Source organism: Succiniclasticum ruminis DSM 9236, assembly GCF_900112895.1.
Classification (GTDB): Bacteria; Bacillota; Negativicutes; order Acidaminococcales; family Acidaminococcaceae; genus Succiniclasticum; species Succiniclasticum ruminis.
In genome coordinates, this window is record NZ_FONL01000001.1 from 156,863 (window position 1) to 175,628 (window position 18,766).

Consider the following 18,766-nt stretch of genomic DNA (forward strand, 5'->3'; position numbering starts at 1 on the left):
GGGCGAGGAAATAAAACCACGCTGTACCACCCTTTTTCAACCGGCTGCCGCCGATCCTCTCAGCCTCCAACAAGGCCTTTGCCAATAACGCGGCATTGCGTCCTGCCCTACAGCTATTTCAGGCAGACAGCTCTGAGACCAGTCATCCATACAGGCGCTGTCACCGGTTCGCACCTTCCACCGGTTCTCTGGCACATACATCCTGTATCTTTTTCTCTTCACAGCTTTTAGGTGAAACAGTATTAACTTGTTATTTGAAAGACATTATATCAATTTGTAAAAAATAAGTCAATTTCTGTGGTGAAAATTCCTGAAAAAACAGTTTGCCGGTTATTTTTCTTCCTTCGTTTCCCCGCCGTTTCCGGTTACATGGGTAACGATTATTTTTTTCAGCCTGTGCTGGTCGACTTTTGAAACCTCAACTTTTAAATCCCGGTAGGTAAACGTGTCTCCCTTTTTGGGGACTTCCCCCAGGGACTCCACGACCCAGCCGCTGATGGACTGGTTTTCCAGATTGTAAAGGTCAAAATCCAGCTGGATGTATTCGAACAGGTCGCGCAGGCTGGCATTCCGGGAATTGCTGTCGCAGGAGACCAGGTACCGGTTGTCGCCCAGTTTATGGAACACGGACACGGCCTCATCGTGCTCGTCCCAGATTTCCCCGACCAGTTCTTCCAGTATATCTTCAATTGTAATTACACCGGCCACGCTTCCGTAACTGTCGATTACCGCCGCCATCTGCAGTTTATTATGCTGGAGATTTTTCAGCAGCAGGGAAATCTTTGTAGAACGGTGGACATAGGCAATATTTTTTAAAATCGTTTTGATATTAAATTTTGGGTCTTTTAAATAGGAATTGTAAAAATCCTTGGCGTGGAGCAGACCTATAATGTTGTCTTCTTCTTCATCGTAAACAGGAAGACGGGTAAAATGATTGGTCGTGAACAGGCGGTAAATTTCCGCATTGCTGTTGGTCACGCTGCAGGCTACCATATCGACCCGGGGGGTAAATATTTCCTTGACACGGATGTCGTTAAACTCAATGGCGGACTTAATCAGATCGCTTTCATCCTCACTGATGGTCCCTTCATTTTCCACTTCGTCAACCATAACTTTCAGTTCAGCTTCTGTAATCGTAGGCCTGGCCGTCTTTTTCCCGGCTATATTCTGGCTAAGGCAATCTTTCAGCTTTTTAAAAATATAATTAAGGGGGGTAAACAGCCTGGTATTCCACCACAGCAGCTTATGCACAGCCAGCAGAAACGGCTCGGAATACTCTTTCGCCAGGCTTTTGGGGGAAATTTCACCTACTACAAGTATAACAACCGTTGTAATTGCCGTAGCTATGGACACACTGCCCTCATCCCCGATCAGTTTAATACACAAAAGGGTAGCAATCGAGGCCGTACCTATATTCACAATATTGTTTCCTACCAGAATTGTGGAAAGGACTTCGTCAAAATGGTCCAGCAACTGCAATATACCGGCGGCGTCTTTGTTCCCATTTCGGGCCAGATGCTTTATGCGGATTTTATTCACGGTACTGAGCGCCGTTTCCGATGCGGAATAAAACGCGGAGCCGCAAAGAAAAATGACAAGGATCACCAGATACCGGTACAGTTCGTTTTCAACAATCATAAAACACTATCCTTCCTCATTTGTGATTGCTTTTAACGTTACCTATGTTTTTATTTAAGGAGATGCTGTCGGAACAGCTTATGCAACCCGACAACAATAATGATAGACAACGCGCAAAGAATTACAACGGCCCATTCCTCTCCGCTCAGAGGCGCCGTACGCAGCACGCTTCCGCCAAACAGTGTCAGAAGATATTGGATGAGAACGATGCCGCCCATGACCTGGATAAATCCTTTATTGTCCAGAATATGGTCAAACAGGTCCAGTCCTTCCACCCTGACGTTAAACCCGTTGGCTACCGCCATGAAAATGTAGGCACAGAAAAAGCCCGTGTAGGTGTAAATATGGTCCGGCGCGTCACGGAAGAGGGAATCCACCCACGCGCTTTTATAAAACGCAACCGCAACCAGCGTCATCCATAAGCCGCCCAGCACAATCGTTGACATCATGCCTTTGGAAACGATGGGGCCGCCCCGTTCCTTAGGCTTTTCCTGCATATATTTTTCCAGTGCCGGCTCGCCGCCGAATGCTAAAGCAGCCAGCGTATCCATCACCAGGTTGATCCATAAAATCTGGATAATGGTCAGCGGTTTTTCCACGCCGATAAAAGGCGCGATGAAGTTGATCAGCACCGCGGAAAAATTAATGGAGAGCTGGAACGTAATAAATTTACAGATGGAATTATAAATGGTACGCCCGTACAAAATCGCCTGTTTGATAGACAGGAAATTGTCATCCAGAATGACAATATCGCCGGCTTCTTTGGCCACTTCCGTGCCGCTGCCCATGGCAAACCCCACATCTGCCCGTTTCAGGGCCGGGGAATCGTTGACCCCGTCGCCGGTCATGCCTGTTACCAGGTTCATTTCCTGGGCAACACTGACAAGACGCAGTTTGTCCAGAGGCAGTGCCCGGGATACCACCCTGAGGAAAGGAAGATTGAGTTTTACCTCTTCATCGGACATAGCCGCCAGTTCCTGACTGGTCCACACCTGCTCTTCAGGCCGCTGCAGCAGTCCGGCATCTCTGGCAATAGCCACAGCCGTTTCTTTCCGGTCTCCGGTGATCATGACAATCTGCACACCGGCTTCGTGCACTTTTTGAATGGCTTCCACCGCTTCCGGACGCACCTCGTCCCGGATCGCCAGGATTCCCGTCAACGCCATTCCCTTTTGCGGCAGTTCCGGTCCGTAAACGGATTTTGGGAAGGTACATAAGGCCAGCATGCGGATGGCCCGGCCTGCCAGTTCCACCATCTTCTCATCCAGAGCCTGTTTCATGGCCTCTGTAAAAGGAAGGCAGTGCCCTTTTTCGTCCCAGTAATAATCGCAGTACTGCAACAGTTTTTCCGGCGCGCCTTTGGCCAGGGTATATTCACTGGCGCCCTGCACTCCCGCAAAGGAATATTTGGTGGCGCTGTTGAAAGGAACAAATGTATTCCGTAACGGCATCTGCAGCTTGCGGTAGCCGCCAATATACCGGGTCAGAGCCCGTTCCGTAATATTACCGCCCACAATGGCGCCTTCCGCAACGGCGGCCGAGGTATTGAGGACCACGTTTTCATAGGCCATTTCCCGGATCGGAACAGGGAGCTGGTCAAAGGATTCGTATTCCTTAAGGTCTCCGGTGATAAAGTCCACAACCTCCAGCTGCCCTTTGGTAATGGTACCGGTTTTATCCGTAAACAGCAGGTTCAAACTGCCTGCCGTTTCAATCCCGTTCAGCTTGCGGACCAGCACATGGTCGTTCAGCATCTTCCGCATATTCAGGGAAGAAACGATGGCGATCATCAGGGGCAGCCCTTCCGGCACCGCCATTACAATGATGATGACAGCCAGGATCAGGGCCTGCACTACATCGCTGAGGACCTGGGCCGTATTGGCAATATACAGTGACCAGCCGCCTGCCAGAAACATCTTGTGCAGCAACACCGCAATAAAAATCAGCAGGCCTCCTGCATAGCCGAAGTAACTGATCTTATCCGCCAGATGCTTCAGCTTCAGTTTCAGCGGGCTGTCCCGTTCCACTTCCTTCAATTCCTGTACCAGCTGCCCGTAAACGGATGCGTCGCCGACCTTCTCCGCCCGCATCAGGCCCTGCCCTTCCACTACGACAGAACCGCGGTACAGGCAGTACGGATTCAGGAAATCCGTCTCGGCCCCCCAGGAAAAATCAGGGGAAGCCGGCTTTTTCTTCGCTTCTTCGCTTTCTCCGTTCAAAGCAGCCTGATCCAGTTTCAGGGAACCTTCCAGCAACAAACCGTCCACCGGGATCTTGTCCCCGCTTTCCAGCTGCACCGCGTCCCCGACTACAATATCATCAATGCGCAGTTCCACCGGTTTCCCGTCGCGCCATACCTTGCAGGTGATGCGGCTGGCCTCTTCCTGCAGTTTCTGAAAGGCATTCTCGTTGCTGTATTCAGACAGTGTGGACACAAATGTCGCCAGTATAATCGCGACAAAAATACCCACCGTCTCAATCCAGTCCGCGTAACCCATATACACAAAAACCACATTGATGAGCAAAGCCACAATGAGAATACGGATGATGGGATCCTGGAAATTATCCAGCAGTTTATCAAAAAATGTTTGTTGCGGCGGTTTGCTTAACGCGTTGTTGCCGTATTTTTGTAATGACTGTGCAGCTTCTTCGCTGGTCAGGCCAATTTTGGTCATGAAGTCTCCTAATTAGTAAATGCGAATTGTTTCTGTGAATAAAAATAATGCGGCAAGGATAAGACATCGCAAAACCGTCCGAAGTTTTGCTCATGTCTTGTCCTTTTCCGCATCATTATTAATGTACAGGATGAATCGGGCTTTCGTCTTTTCCTTCTTCTTCCACATTAACGCCTACCGGGCCGCCTACTACGGCAGGCAGACGCAGCAGTTCGCTTTCCAGATGGGGCTGGATCACGTTCAGCAGCATGACAACGATTACTTCCGGATCAAAGGTTTCATCATTAGCAACCAGGCTGCAGTCCAGTTCCAGATTACCGTCCGGGGTCACGATGTATTTGAAAGCGCCAAAACGGTTGTTCAGCTGGTTCACATATTCCAGCACTTTTGCCTGGTTCTCTGTATTCACTACTTTATGGCCGATCAGTACCTTGATCATGCCGTAAATGGAATCATTCAGCACTACCTGTACAAACTGCTGCTGTCCCGCGGTCTGCAGTCCGCTGAAATACACTACTGTACGGAACTGGTCATCGTATACTTCCTTATGGAAACCGCTGACTTCACGTTCCTGCATAAACTTATCAAACTTTTCCGCTTTCACCCGGGGCGGATTTGTGTTACCCATCTGATCCTGTAAACTTTCCAATGCCATGTTAAACACCTCTCAACATATTAAATATTTTTAATAAAAAACTATTTCCGGCTGCCACAACGGTCATCCGGTTTAAAGGAACCGCTGATCAGGCAGCGTCCCCTTACAAAGCATAACTAATACCATATATAGTAATTTTAATTATATCATAAAGAAGCCTGTTCCTGCCAGTACAGGGAATGAGTTTCCTTATCCAGATACAATACTTTCTGATGATATTTGTTCAGCGTGCTGCGGTGCCCTACGCTCACCAGCGTGGTCTGTTGCGCCTCTTCCATCAGCAGCGTGTAGACCTTCGCTTCCGTTTCCTCATCCAGGGCGGAAGAAGCCTCATCCAGGAACAGCCACACCGGTTTGTAAATCAGCGCCCGGACAAACGCCAGCCGCTGCTGCTCGCCTACGGAAAGCACGTGGCTCCAGTCCGCTTCCATGTACAGCTTATCGTACAGGTAGCCGATGCAGCAGTCTTCCATCAGCTGTTTCAGTTCTTCATCGGTGCGGGTTTCCGTTCCGGGATACAGCAGGGACTCCTTCAATGTACCCAGAGGAAGATACGGCCGCTGGGGAATGAACATCAGTTTGTTCTCCGCAGGGATTTCCAGCGTGCCTTTTACATAAGGCCAGATTCCTGCAAGCGCACGCAGCAACGTACTCTTGCCGCTGCCGGACACACCCTTGATCAGCACATTGGTCCCTGGTTCCAGCGTGAAAGAAACGTTTTGCAAAACAGCCGCCTCATCCGGCAGGGTCACATCCATGTCCGTGGCTGTAATCGCATCCGTCGCGCCGGGCCTGCGTTGCAGGTCCTGCTGCGCGTTTTCCTGCTTCACCTGCTTCATGTGGAGGCCGAAGCCGGTGAGACGTTCTACCACAGCCTGCCATTCCGCAATGGAGGAATACATATCCACAAAATACGAAAGGCTTTCCTGCACACGGCCAAAGGCGCTGGAGATCTGCATCAGGCCGCCCAGAGTGATTTCTTTGGCCAGGTACCGGGGCATGGCCACTACCAGCGGAAAGATGATGGCGATCTGGGAATACCAGCTGTTCAGCCAGGTCAGCTGCTTCTGTTTCTTGATGATGTTCCAGAAATTATTCAGCAACAACGTGAAGCGTTTTTTAAAGACGCTGCCTTCATGGCCTTCGCCGCTGTAAAAGGCTACGCTTTCCGCGTTCTCGCGCATGCGCATCATAGCAAAACGGAAGTCCGCTTCATATTTCTGCTGCACGAAATTAAGCCCTACCAGTTTGTTGCCCACTTTATAAGTCAGCCAGGTACCAATCATGGAATACAGCAGGGCCGTCCAGACCAGATATCCCGGAATGTGGATATCCATTCCGGCAAGTTTGAACTGCAGGGGACCCGACAGATTATACAGGATAACCACAAAAGATGCAAATGTGGTAAATGCTTTCAGGATGCCGATGCCGAAGCGCAGTGTATATTCCACGAACATCCGGACGTCTTCACTGATACGCTGGTCAGGGTTATCGGTTGCCGTCCCGAACATCTGCAGGCGGTAATAGGTCTTGTGGTTCAGCCATTCATCAATGTATTCATTGGTGAGCCAGCGGCGCCAGTTGATGATCAGTACCTGCTGCAGATAAAAGGCGTACACGGCCAGGATGATATAGATAAAAGCCAGCCAACTGAAGTGGAACAGTTCCGAAAAGATTTTTTCCTTTTCGTAATTCTGCAGCGCGCTGTAAAAAATATTATACCACTGGTTGAGCTGCACCAGCATGAACACCACGCCCAGTGTCAATGCGATAATGGCCAGCAGCAGCAGATAGGCTTTTTTCTTTTCCTCACTCTGCCAGTATGACTTGGTCAGCGCCCAGACATTTTTTACAAAGCGGACGCTTTCATCCATCTTTTTCATCAAAAAACACCTTCACCACGTTACATTATGTAAATTACATCCCTATTTTATAAGAAAGAAAAACGTCTGGCAAGTATTTCACACCTGCCAGACAAAATAAATTTCAGGTTTTTTTACAACTTTTCATAAATCATGCTTCCGTCGTTTCTTCTTTATGTTTTCCTCTGCTGAAGAACCGTTCCACCACCACGAACAGCACCGGAATCAGGAAGATGCCTACGAAAGTGTTGAAGGTCATTCCGCCTACTACTGCGTTACCCATGGATACACGGGAACCGGCACCGGGGCCGGTAGCGATAGCCAGGGGCAGACAGCCCAGAATAAATGCGAATGAGGTCATCAGAATGGGACGCAGACGGAGATGGGCCGCATTGATGGCCGCCGTCACCACATCCTGCCCGCCTTCCAGATTCATCTTGGCATATTCCACGATCAGGATGGCGTTCTTGGCTGCCAGACCAATCAGCATGATCATGGCAACCTGCATGTAAATATCATTCTGCTGGCCACGCAGGAACTGGGAACCCAGGCAGCCCATGACCGCCGGGGGAACCGACAGCAGTACGGCGATGGGGATAGTCCAGCTTTCGTACAGGGCACACAGTACCAGGAATACGAATACGAGGGAAATCGCGTACAGTCCGTAAGCCTGGTTGCCCGCTTCCCGTTCGTCGCGGCTCTGATCGGTCCATTCAAAGGTGTAGGTGGTAGGAAGCACTTCGTGGGCCACTTCTTCCAGCGCAGCCATAGCCTGGCCGGTGGAATAGCCGTCAGCCGGGGTACCGGCAATTTTGAACGCGCTGGCGCCGTTAAACCGGGTAATGGAGGGAACCGTCATCTCAGATTCTACGGTAACAAGGGAATCCAGCGGAACCATTTCGCCGTTGTTGCTGCGTACAAAGAAGAACCGCATATTCTTCACATCATCGCGGTACTGGGGCTGGGCCTGCATGACCACTTTCCAGGTACGGCCGAAGTTATTGAAGTCATTCACTTCCATACCGCCCAGGAATGTCTGCAGCGTCGTAAAGACGCTGGCAACAGGAACATTCAGGGATTCTGCCTTTTCACGGTTTACATTGAATTTGTAACCGGGGGTATCCGTATTGAATGTTGTGTATGCTACGCCGATTTCCGGACGCTGGTTGGCTTTCATAACAAACTGACGCGCATATTCATTCATCTGATTAATAGAGTCGCCGCCCAGATTCATAATGTACATACTCAGAGAACCTGTGCTGGAAAGTCCCGGCAGCGCCGGCTCGTTAAAGGCCATGATATTCATTTCCGGCGTTTCGGCAGCCATGGCATAGGTCCGTCCTATCAGCTCAAAGGTGCTGGTGGAGCGTTTGTCATATTCTTCCATCATGACCGGGATGATACCGGCGCTGGATTTCGGCGCCATGCTCAGAATATCAAATCCGTTTACAGGCATAACATATTTTACGCCAGGTAATTTAGCCAGTTTCCGTGAAAAGTCTTCCATCTGTTTCATGCCGCGGTTAGAAGACGCGCCTTCCGGCAGGTTATAGGAAATAATATACATACCCTGGTCTTCGTCCGGCACGTAACCGGTGGGCGTAATTTTGAAGAGGAGTCCGGTCAGGATACAGATCACCAGCAGGCCGCACATCATCGCTTTGGAATAGCGAATGCACTTGCCCACCTGATTTGTATATTTTGCCAACGTGTTGGCATACCATACATTAAAACGATAGATGATCTTGCCGATAAACCCCTTATTTGCGTCTTCACTGGCTGCGCTTGCGTGTGGTTTCAGCAGCTTGGCACAGAGCGCCGGCGTCAGCGACAGGGCAACGACAGCCGACAGCATCATGGATACGGAAATTGTAAGAGCAAACTGTTTGTAGAGCTGACCGGTGGAGCCGCTCATGAAAGAAATCGGCACAAAAACCGCGGCCAGCACGCAGGCAATCGCTACTACAGGGCCAGACACTTCTTTCATGGCCCGATACGTAGCTTCTTTCGGACTCAGACCGGTTTCCTGAATGTGATGCTCTACTGCTTCAACCACGACGATGGCGTCATCGACAACCAGGCCGATGGCGAGGATCATAGCAAACATAGACAGGGTATTGATGGAAAAGCCCAGCAATACAAAGGCGCCAAAGGTACCTATCAGGGAAACCGGGACCGCCAGCATGGGAACCAGAGTCGCCCGGAAATTTCCCAGGAAAATATAAACTACAACCAATACCAGGACCAGCGCTTCAAAGAAAGTGTGTGCTACTTTTTCAAGAGACTCTTTAACGAACTGCGTCTTATCCTGGGCGATTACCAGCTTCATATCCGGCGGGAACCGGGTTTCCGCATCTGCCAGCACTTTCCGGATTTCCGCTACGGTTTCAATGGCATTGGCATCCGTTGTAAGAGAAATCGGATAAATGACGGATTCACCGCCTTCGCCTTGATCCAAAAACAGGGAGGAAGGCGTATCCATACGCTCCCCTTCATAAATTTTGGCAATGTCTTTCAGTTTCATAATCTGCCCGTTCGCAGCCCGGACAATAATGTTGCCAAATTCTTCCGGCGTTTTCAGACGCCCCTGGGCGCTGGCAGAATATTTGAATTCCTGATCTTCCGCCGTAGGTTTAGCACCGATAGAACCAACCGGCGCCTGGATGTTCTGGCTCTGGATCGCGGCCGCAATATCGGCTGCAGTCAGCCCCAGCTGGGCCATCATGTCCGGTTTCACTTCCACGCGCATGGAATATTCCGGGCCGTATTCGCCGACGGACGAAACACCTTTGACACGCTTGACCGGGTCAACCACGTTAGACGCGCCATAAGCTTTCAGGAACATACCGTCGTAGGTCTTATTAGGAGACGTCAACGCAAAATACATAATGGTCTGGGACGACATTTTAGCCGTTGTGATACCGTACTGGGCTACCTCGGTAGGCATAGAAGCCTTGGCCTGGTCCACGCGGTTCTGCACTTCAACAGACGCGATGTCGCCGTTCTTTTCCAGGTTGAAGTTTACGTCCAGCACATAACGGCCGGTATTGGTAGAAGTAGAACGCATGTCGCGCATGTTCTCTACGCCGTTGACCTTCTGTTCGATAGCCTGGGCGATGGATTCTTCTACCGTGGATGCGTTAGCGCCCACATAGTTGGTTTCCACTTCAATCTGGGGTTTTGTGATATTGGGATACTGTGCAATAGGCAGGCTGAACCCCGCGATAACGCCGGCAAAGACGATAACCAGGGAAAGGGCTATTGCAAATATCGGTCGGTCGATAAAAAACTTAGCCACTTGGATTCCCTCCTACTGTTTGCTTTCATTGCTCAGGTCGGCTTCCGTCATAGCGGCAGGTTTTACTTCGGACCCTTTATTTACTTTCTGCACGCCTTCCACCACCAGCGTCTCGTCGCCGTTCAGGCCGGCTTCCACCAGCCACAGCTTACCCACGCGGGCACCCAGCGTAACTTCTTTCATATCCACCTTATTGTCACTGCCTACGGTAAATACAAACTTTTTGTACAGCATTTCCTTTACTGCGCGCTGCGGAATCAGCATTGCGTTTTTAACTGTACCCGCATTGGCCTGAAGACGGGCGAACATGCCCGGCATCAGCCGGTTGTCGTCATTGCTGAACCGCGCCTTTAAGGTCAGGGCACCGGTACCGCTGCCGATTTCCCGGTCAACCTGGTCTACAACACCGGCTCCGGTATAAATGCTGCCATCGGATAAAACCAGTTTCAGGTCTTCCAGGGCTTTGGCGCCGGAATCGGAATGGGCTTTGGAAAGCTGCAGGTATTCGTTTTCCGACATACTGAACTTAATCCGCACCGGATTGGTATTGCTCATGGTAGCGAGCACGGTCTGCCCGGCCGCCACAAAGTTGCCTACGGACAAATCGCTGGTACTGATCCTTCCGGAGAAAGGTGCCCTTACTTCTGTATCGCCCATACTGATCTGCGCGTTTTCCAGAATGGCTTCATGAGCCGCAACCTGGGCCTGGGCGGAATCCCGCTGGGCCATCACCAGATCATACTGCTGTTTGGACACAGCATTCTGCTCATATAATTTTTTATAGCGTTCCGCATCCGCTGCCAGACGGTTATATTCTGTTCTTGCCGCGGCAAGGCCTGCCTGGGCATTCAAAAGGTTTGCCTTATACGTGCGCTGATCGATAGTGAACAATACCTGACCTGCTTCCACCCGGTCGCCGCCGTTAAAATACTTTCCGGTAATCTTGCCGGAAACATTCGCCGTCAGCTTCGCTTCCTGCTGGGCTTCCACAAAACCGGTAAACTCATGGACGTTAGGCGTGTCCCTCTTTATGACCTGCATAGTTTTTACAGCTACCGCAGCCGGCGCTTTCTGCTGCGCCTTCTTGTTACCGCACCCGGCAAAAACCAGCAGCCCGGAAACCGCCAACGCAACAGCTAAACTTTTTCCCCATTTCCCACGGAAATTTCGTAACATAAATCTGATCCCCCCTGAACCGACATGCCTTTCATTTTCTGAAAGAGCACCTTGCTTATCAACGATTGTATTATTAATGAAGCTTTCATTCTGAATGTATTGAACGGGCGCGTTCCCGTTTTTTCAGCGTCGAAATATTCTAACAAAAAATAATTAAAAAATCAAATTAAATTTGTTAAAAAACAGTACCTGTTTTATCCTCATTCATCCAAAATCTTTTTGTTTTTTACAAAAGGAATCATGTCGTCCTTTTCCACCACGGCCAGATGAATGGCCTCTTCATCCTGGAATCCCTCTTCCAGCAAACGGTCCTGCAATACAAAGTGTTTTCCGGTAAAATGCCAGAAAGCCGGTTTCGCTTCGGAAAAACAGTTATCGGGTTTTCCCACCAGGTTAATGACTTTTATAAAATCAGGATTTTTGGTGTTAAACATCTCATCTAACTTAAGATGTTCTCCGTTCTGCATATTAAAATTATAGAGTTCCCGGATCACTTCCCCTTTTTTATTCCTGCGCCCCAGTTCCAGGCTTAACAGATTCGACCCGGCGTATTTCACCTGAAACGCCCTTTCGTCTTCTTCCGGCGCCTTGGCAAACCATGCTTGCAGTTTATCATTGATTTTATTCTGCAGCTCCGGTTTTTCCTCAACCGCCACAACCGGACGACTGATTACTCGGTCCCCGATAAACGCCCTGCGGGGATAAAGCCTCCAGTTTCCTGCCCCATCAGCCCGGTTCGCGCTATCAGCATCAGGCTTAAGCAAGTCGTCCAAGGTATCCGTCAGATTTATTTCCTCCGGTATCCATTTTGCTTCTTTTTGTGCCCATCGTACCGCAAGGCGCCCCAACAGTTCCTGTCCATCGGCAGACAGTACATTTTGCTCCGTAAACAAACGTCCGTCCAGCATTGCAAGGGACGCAACCTCCGTCACCTGCGGACGCAGGTACGGCTTGGCAATACTGCCGTCTTCATTATAAAGCCGCAAGACATTTTTCGCGTTGCCGGAAAAAGATACTTTCTTTTCTGCACCGTCCGCTTCCGGCAAACTGCTTTCCACGCTAAACCGGTTATCCGGTTTGTATTCGGCTTTTGCCGCTACGCCAAGGCTATCCGCGCCGGAGAACACTTCACACACCTGCTTATAGTCGGAAAAGTCGAGGATCCGGCAGTTCACTGCCGCGTTCTTTCCCCCCTTCGCCGCCATCAGCAGGATCTGGTCGTGGGGTTTATCTGAAATTTTGGTTTTACTGTTCTTCTGATCTGTTCCTTCACCTGTTGCTTCTTTTAATGACTCAAGAAGATTGTCAAACCGTTTCTCCGCTTCCTCTTTTCTGTCTTTTTGTTTTGCTTTTTTATTATCCTGTTTAGCTTTGGCGTTTACCGGCATTTTTTCCAGCAGGCAATAGTAACCGCCGTCCAGATTTGCCTTCCAGGCGGTCAGCATTTTTCCTTCCCCATTCTTCACCATGATCCACAAATCGGAATAATAATTGCTGCCGGGCATTTTCTTTTCACCGGTCAGCTCCACAATCTCTTTCTGGCCGCTGCCGTCAACATCTGCTTCCACTTTAGCCAGAAGAGCTGCCTGAGCGGAAGAAAAGGGCGCCGATATCAACAGAAAAGCGCCGATTCCCGTTACTACACGTTTAAACATCGTTATCCTCCATCCTGCTGACTCCGTCAGGAGCCTGACCATTATGCAACTGACCGTTCCCGGTGTCGAATATTATATAATCGCAAATTTACAAATTCGGAAATCAAATAACATTATCTATAACCCTTTATAGTCCGGTGGAACCGCAGTCAGCCACTGGCGTACCTTTTCCTTTTCACGGAACAGACTGGCATCAAACCACATGTAATAGAAGCGTGTTGCGGAAATAATGTTATACCCGTCCTGGGCGTGGTCTGTGGTATCATATGGATCCGCTAAGATCAGTACATCATTCATCTCGTTCTTGTCGCCCAGCGTATCAAGGCCGATGATTACCCGCCAGTGACCGCCCCAGTCAACATTTTCCACCATAATGGGGATACCCCGCTTCAAGTTGTCATCCACAAACACCAAAAACTTTTCGTAGGTTTCCGGAGATCCGTCTTTTAACGCATTCTTAACCTTCCAGCCTTTTTGTTCAAAATAACGGCTCATGCCCCGGGTGTTGGTGCCGGGGTCTTTTACACCGGCCGGATGCGTCCCCATGATTTTCGCCATTTCCATTTCCGAATCAGGCGTCTTGCCCAGAAAATGCTGCACCACCGTCAGCGCCGCAGCAGGACCGCAGGTGTAGTAAGTATGCTGCTGATGCGTTTTATATTTTTCCAGAAGCAGCAGGCTGCCGCCGGACTTCATATTATATACATCAACCTTTTTAAAATATGGTGAATCCTTCACGTCTGACTGGCCCTGCACAGAAGCCGGACCGCCTCCGTCCTTTTGCAGCAGCAGAACCATTTTGGTTGTAATTTCATCCAATACACCGGATTGTTCTGCATTTCCGGTGTGTTTTGTACCGGTATAAAAGTTAAATACTGCAACCGCAATCAATGCGGCAGCCAGTAAAACGGCACTTTTCTTCACGGTATCACCTTTCTTTTCGCTTCTTTTAATGAAACGTTTTAACAGGTTTGTCCTTATTCCGCTTTGGTAATCTTCTCCAGCTTTTTTGCCAAAGCCTGCAGCAACGCGCCTCTTTCGTTGGGAATGCTGCCGCTTTGTACACGGGCCAGCAGATATTTCATAGCATCGCCTACGGTAAGCGGCGGTAAAACCTTTATTTCACTACCCCGGACATGTAAATCTGAAGTGTGTACGGGCATCCGTTCACGGGCAATTCGTACGGCTTCTTCTCCCAACCGGCGGCCTTCCTCCATCACCGGTTCCTGCAGCACGCCGGCCCAGGTAGCTCCCATGTCCGCTAAAAAAACATCTGTGAGCTGGGAAAAAGCTTCCGCCATTTCCTTTTCTGTACGGAATTCACCGCCTGTGGCTTCGCTGCGGATCCAGCGCAGCAATGTATTGTTTTTATGGATCATCATGGGCGCAAAGCGCATGTGCTTCGCCACCAGCCAGCTTACCCGGCGCACAAAAGGACGGGGATAACGCAGACGGACAAGTATTGCTTCCGCCATTTTTGCGCTTTCTTTTTCGTGGCCGTGATCATTCGGATATCCGTCCGGCGTGGCTCCCCGGACCCCTGGCAGGCCTTTCGCCACATCGTGCAGCAACAGGCCCCAGCGCAACGTTAATTCCCGGGGACCGTTGTCCACTGCCGCCAGGATATGCTCCCAGACGTTATAACAATGAAACCGGATATTCTGGGGTAAAGCCGGCAAGTGCGCCAGTTCCGGCAGCACATCCACAAACGTTTCGTTGCCCTTGTCCCTCACCCTGCACTGCGCGTTTGCCAGACCGCTGGAAAGGAACAGTGCCAGACCTTTTCCGGCTGCTTTCCCTAACAGCATTTTATCCAGTTCTGTTTTGACGCGTTCCAGGGAAAGGTTGCGGCACCGGCTTACATCAAAGACATACCGCTTCTTCAGGTAGTACTTTGTACCGGGCTGCCCGAAGGGCAGGCCGGCTGCCGCCCCATCGTCTTGCAACAAACGGTCCCGGGATGAGCCGTCTGAACCGGGTATCGCATTGCCATGGGTCAGCTGGGCATCCGGACCCATGGTTTTCAGGTTTTCCGGAACGGTCTTCCCCGCTTTTACCATAGCAATCCGCAGATTTTGCTCCACGGTCAGGCTTGCAGAATAATCGCCAAGCACATCTTCTGCCGTATCATTTCCTTCCACGTAAGTAAAATCCAGCTGCGCCACGAAACGGCAGGCCCGGTACATACGTAACGCGTCCTCCGCGAAACGCTTCCGGGGATTGCCTACCGTACGAAGCACCTTTGCCTGCAAGTCCTCTTGCCCGCCATAATAGTCATACAGTTTCCCCCTGCTGTCCATGGCCATGGCGTTCACTGTAAAATCCCGGCGCGATAAATCTTCTTTTAATGTGTCGCAAAACCACACTTCCGCCGGCCGGTGGGCATCCTGCCCATAGGCATAGCGCTCATTGCGGAAGGTGGCGATTTCCAGCGAACGGCCTTCGGTTACAGCCACCACCACGCCGAAATTTTCACCCAGCTTTTCCACCAGCAAGTAATCGGCATTACGAAGAACCGCCGCAATCTGTTCCGGGCGTCCGTCAGTCGCAATATCGTAGTCCCCGGGTTCCAGCCCCAGCAGCAGGTCGCGCACCGCGCCCCCCACCACATAGGCTTCATACCCGGCCGCATTCAGTATATTCAATGTTTTCGTCACATAATCGGGAAACTGTATTTGCATGTTACATTCTTGTCCTTAAACTCGTTATCTATTAATTATAACATACATTTTGCGTAAAAAACAAAAAACCGTCAGTATGTACTGACGGTTTTGATTGAAATTAATGCGTAAAAAGACTACAGTCTTACGCTTCCAGCAGCGCTTTGGCTACCAGCTCGCCCATCTCCTGGGTGTTGACCTTCGTCATGCCCTCGCCAAACAGGTCTGCCGTGCGGTACCCCGCTTCGTATACCTTGTCAACGGCTGCTTCCACCGCGTCTGCAGCTGCCTGCTGGTCCAGGGAATAACGGAACAGCATAGCTGCGGAAAGGATGGTGCCCGTAGGATTGGCAATGCCCTGCCCCGCGATATCCGGCGCGCTGCCGTGGATGGGCTCATAGAGACCGGTGCCGTCGCCCAGGCTGGCGCTGGGTAAAAGGCCGATGGAACCGCCCAGCACGGACGCTTCGTCCGACAGGATGTCGCCGAAAATATTATTGGTCAGCACCACGTCAAACTGGCCGGGATTCAGTACCAGCTGCATAGCGCAGTTATCTACATACAGATGGTTCAGTTCGATTTCCGGATATTCCTTTGCCTGCATTTCCGTAACGATGCGGCGCCACATGCGGGATTCCGCCAGCACGTTGGCCTTGTCCACGGAGGTTACCTTGCCCCGGCGTACTTTAGCCGCTTCAAAGGCTTTCCGGGCAATCCGTTCCACTTCCGGGCGGGTGTAGAGGTCAACATCTGACGCAGTCTCCACGCCGTCGACCATAGCCGCTTCATTATGGGTACCGAAGTAAATGCCGCCGGTGAGTTCACGGACAATCAGCAGGTCCGTATTTTCTACCCGTTCCGGTTTTAACGGAGACAAATGCGCCGTAAACTTGCTTACCTTCATGGGACGCAGGTTGCAGTACAGGCCTAAATCTTTACGGATGCGCAGCAGGCCTTTTTCCGGACGGATGGACGGATCCACGTTATCCCATTTGGGTCCGCCTACCGCGCCTAACAGCACCGCATCCGCCGCTTTGGCGGATTTTTGCGTCACTTCCGGATAGGGGTCATTATACGCATCAATGGCGCAGCCACCCAGCAGCTGATGGTCGTATTCCAATGCAAAGCCGAACTTTTTGGCCGCCGCGTCCATAACTTTTACAGTAGCAGTTACAATTTCCGGACCGATGCCGTCGCCCGGCAATAACGTGATTTTCATAACCGACAGTCTCCTTGTCTTTGTACTTTTATGTATTCAGCCAGACAGCGTAAGGCAAAGTCGGGATGACTTCGCCTTTGCTTTTATTATGCCTGCGTTTTTGCGTAATTAACCAGGCCGCCGCAGTCTGCGATTTTCTGGCAGAAGTCCGGCAGCGGTTTTGTTTTGATGACCAGGTTTTTATTCACAATTCTGATTTCGCCGGTCTTCAGGTCCACTTCCACATCGTCGCCCTTTTCAATCTTTTCCACCTCTGCGCCAATCTCCAGAACCGGCAGGCCGATGTTGATGGCATTGCGGTAGAAGATACGGGCAAAGCTGTCCGCGATGATGCACTTGATGCCTTTTACTTTGATTACCACGGGGGCGTGCTCACGGGATGAGCCGCAGCCGAAATTCTTACCTGCCACCATGATCTCATCTTTTTTCACATTGGGGGCAAAAGTTGTGTCAATATCTTCCATGGCGTGTTCCGCCAGTTCGTTGAAGTCAGAAATATTCAGGTAACGGGCCGGGATAATAACATCCGTATCCACATGATCCCCATAACGCCAGATCTTGCTCATCCTAATACCTCCTCTGCCGAAGCGATGTAACCTTTTACCGCGCTGGCTGCCGCCGTGTAGGGACTGGCCAGATACACTTCACTGTCCACATGACCCATACGCCCGCGGAAATTCCGGTTTGTGGTGGAAACACAGCGTTCGCCTGCCGCCAGGATTCCCATATAGCCTCCCAGGCAGGGGCCGCAGGTCGGTGTGGAAACCGCCGCGCCTGCATTGATGAAAATATCCACGTAGCCTAAGCGGATGGCTTCCTGGTAAATTTCCTGGGTCGCCGGGATGATGATGCAGCGGACGTTCTCGTTCACTTTATGATCTTTCAGCACTTCCGCAGCCTGGGCGATGTCTTCCAGCCGCCCATTGGTACAAGAGCCTACAACCACCTGATCGATCTTGATATGGTGGGATTCACTGACGGGATGGGTATTTTCCGGCAGGTGCGGATACGAAGTTACGGGTACCAGTTTGGACAGGTCAATCTGTACGACCCGGTCATATACTGCGTCCGGATCTGCTTCCACCGCCATCCAGGGGCGGGTCACCCTGCCTTTCAGGAAGGCTTCCGTCTTGGCGTCCACCGGGAAGATGCCGTTCTTGCCACCTGCCTCAATGGCCATGTTGCAGATGGTGAAACGGTCGGACATATCCAGTTCCGCTACGCCGGGGCCGGTAAATTCCAGACTCTGGTAACGGGCGCCGTCCACGCCGATCATGCCGATGAGGGTCAGGATCAGGTCTTTGCCTTTTACATATTTGGGCATTTTGCCGGTAAGTTCCACCTTAATGGCAGCAGGAACCTTGAACCAGGTTGTGCCGCTGGCCATGGCGCAGCCGATATCCGTCTGGCCCATGCCGGTAGACAGAGCATTTAATGCGCCGTAGGTGCAGGTGTGGGAATCCGCGCCGATGACAATCTCGCCGGGAGCCACCAGACCCTTGTCCGGCAGCAGCGCATGTTCGATGCCCATGCGCCCCACTTCAAAGTAATTAGTAATGTTATGCTTTCTGGCGAAATCACGCATCTGTTTGCACAGAGTAGCGGATTTGATATCCTTGCAGGGAGAAAAATGATCCGGCACCAGCGCGATTTTATCTTTATCAAACACCGGGCGCCCAATCTTTTCAAATTCATTGATCGCCGGCGGACCGGTAATATCATTTGCCAGGATCAGATCCACCTGGGAAACCAGCAGGTCCCCGGCCTCCACAAAATCCCGCCCTACATGCATGGCGAGAATTTTCTGTGTCATTGTCATGCCCATAAGAAACCCCTCCTCAAAAATTATAATTAAAAATTGAAAAGCCCCTGCCTGTTTCCAGACAGGGGCGAATTGTATCGCGGTACCACCCTGATTTATCACTCAT

Annotated in this window: 12 protein-coding genes and 2 other annotated features (2 of these 14 cut by a window edge); all 12 genes read right to left on the reverse strand. The window is 50.8% G+C overall.

The genetic code is table 11. The features are described 5' to 3' along the window. Nucleotides 1–231: a binding site (T-box leader), on the reverse strand (it extends 5 nt beyond the left edge of the window). A gap of 99 nt (nucleotides 232–330) precedes the next feature. Then, a complete protein-coding gene (locus BM159_RS00780) occupies nucleotides 331–1,638 on the reverse strand; it encodes an HlyC/CorC family transporter (RefSeq protein WP_093912362.1) in 1,308 nt (435 codons plus the stop codon). A gap of 50 nt (nucleotides 1,639–1,688) precedes the next feature. Beyond that, a complete protein-coding gene (locus BM159_RS00785) occupies nucleotides 1,689–4,313 on the reverse strand; it encodes a calcium-translocating P-type ATPase, PMCA-type (RefSeq protein ID WP_093912363.1) in 2,625 nt (874 codons plus the stop codon). A gap of 118 nt (nucleotides 4,314–4,431) precedes the next feature. Next, the gene (locus BM159_RS00790; protein ID WP_093912364.1) at nucleotides 4,432–4,968 is read right to left on the reverse strand and encodes a hypothetical protein; all 537 of its coding nucleotides are present in this window, start codon (nucleotides 4,966–4,968) and stop codon (nucleotides 4,432–4,434) included. A gap of 146 nt (nucleotides 4,969–5,114) precedes the next feature. Beyond that, entirely contained in the window at nucleotides 5,115–6,851 is a 1,737-nt protein-coding gene (locus tag BM159_RS00795) for an ABC transporter ATP-binding protein/permease (protein WP_093912365.1), read from the reverse strand. 130 nt (nucleotides 6,852–6,981) lie between these two features. Continuing rightward, complete coding sequence (locus BM159_RS00800) at nucleotides 6,982–10,128, reverse strand: efflux RND transporter permease subunit (RefSeq protein WP_093912366.1); 3,147 nt, start codon at nucleotides 10,126–10,128, stop codon at nucleotides 6,982–6,984. Between the two features lie 12 nt (nucleotides 10,129–10,140). Further along, nucleotides 10,141–11,304 (reverse strand): efflux RND transporter periplasmic adaptor subunit, encoded by a 1,164-nt coding sequence (locus BM159_RS00805; RefSeq protein WP_093912367.1) that lies wholly within the window; start codon nucleotides 11,302–11,304, stop codon nucleotides 10,141–10,143. A 200-nt stretch (nucleotides 11,305–11,504) separates the two neighbouring features. After that, complete coding sequence (locus BM159_RS00810) at nucleotides 11,505–12,959, reverse strand: hypothetical protein (protein ID WP_093912368.1); 1,455 nt, start codon at nucleotides 12,957–12,959, stop codon at nucleotides 11,505–11,507. Between the two features lie 117 nt (nucleotides 12,960–13,076). Then, entirely contained in the window at nucleotides 13,077–13,883 is an 807-nt protein-coding gene (locus tag BM159_RS00815; protein WP_245763594.1) for a C39 family peptidase, read from the reverse strand. Between the two features lie 53 nt (nucleotides 13,884–13,936). Then, complete coding sequence (locus BM159_RS00820) at nucleotides 13,937–15,640, reverse strand: CCA tRNA nucleotidyltransferase (RefSeq protein WP_093912369.1); 1,704 nt, start codon at nucleotides 15,638–15,640, stop codon at nucleotides 13,937–13,939. 124 nt (nucleotides 15,641–15,764) lie between these two features. Then, nucleotides 15,765–16,838 (reverse strand): 3-isopropylmalate dehydrogenase, encoded by a 1,074-nt coding sequence (gene leuB / locus BM159_RS00825; RefSeq protein ID WP_093912370.1) that lies wholly within the window; start codon nucleotides 16,836–16,838, stop codon nucleotides 15,765–15,767. Between the two features lie 86 nt (nucleotides 16,839–16,924). Further along, on the reverse strand, nucleotides 16,925–17,404 hold the full coding sequence (locus BM159_RS00830; RefSeq protein WP_093912371.1) for a 3-isopropylmalate dehydratase small subunit: 480 nt from the start codon (nucleotides 17,402–17,404) through the stop codon (nucleotides 16,925–16,927). Beyond that, nucleotides 17,401–18,663, reverse strand: coding sequence for a 3-isopropylmalate dehydratase large subunit (leuC, locus tag BM159_RS00835; RefSeq protein WP_093912372.1), 1,263 nt, complete (start codon nucleotides 18,661–18,663; stop codon nucleotides 17,401–17,403). The genes BM159_RS00830 and leuC overlap by 4 nt, the downstream gene beginning before the upstream one ends. 57 nt (nucleotides 18,664–18,720) lie before the next feature. Next, nucleotides 18,721–18,766 (reverse strand) — a binding site (T-box leader) (it continues 167 nt past the right edge of the window).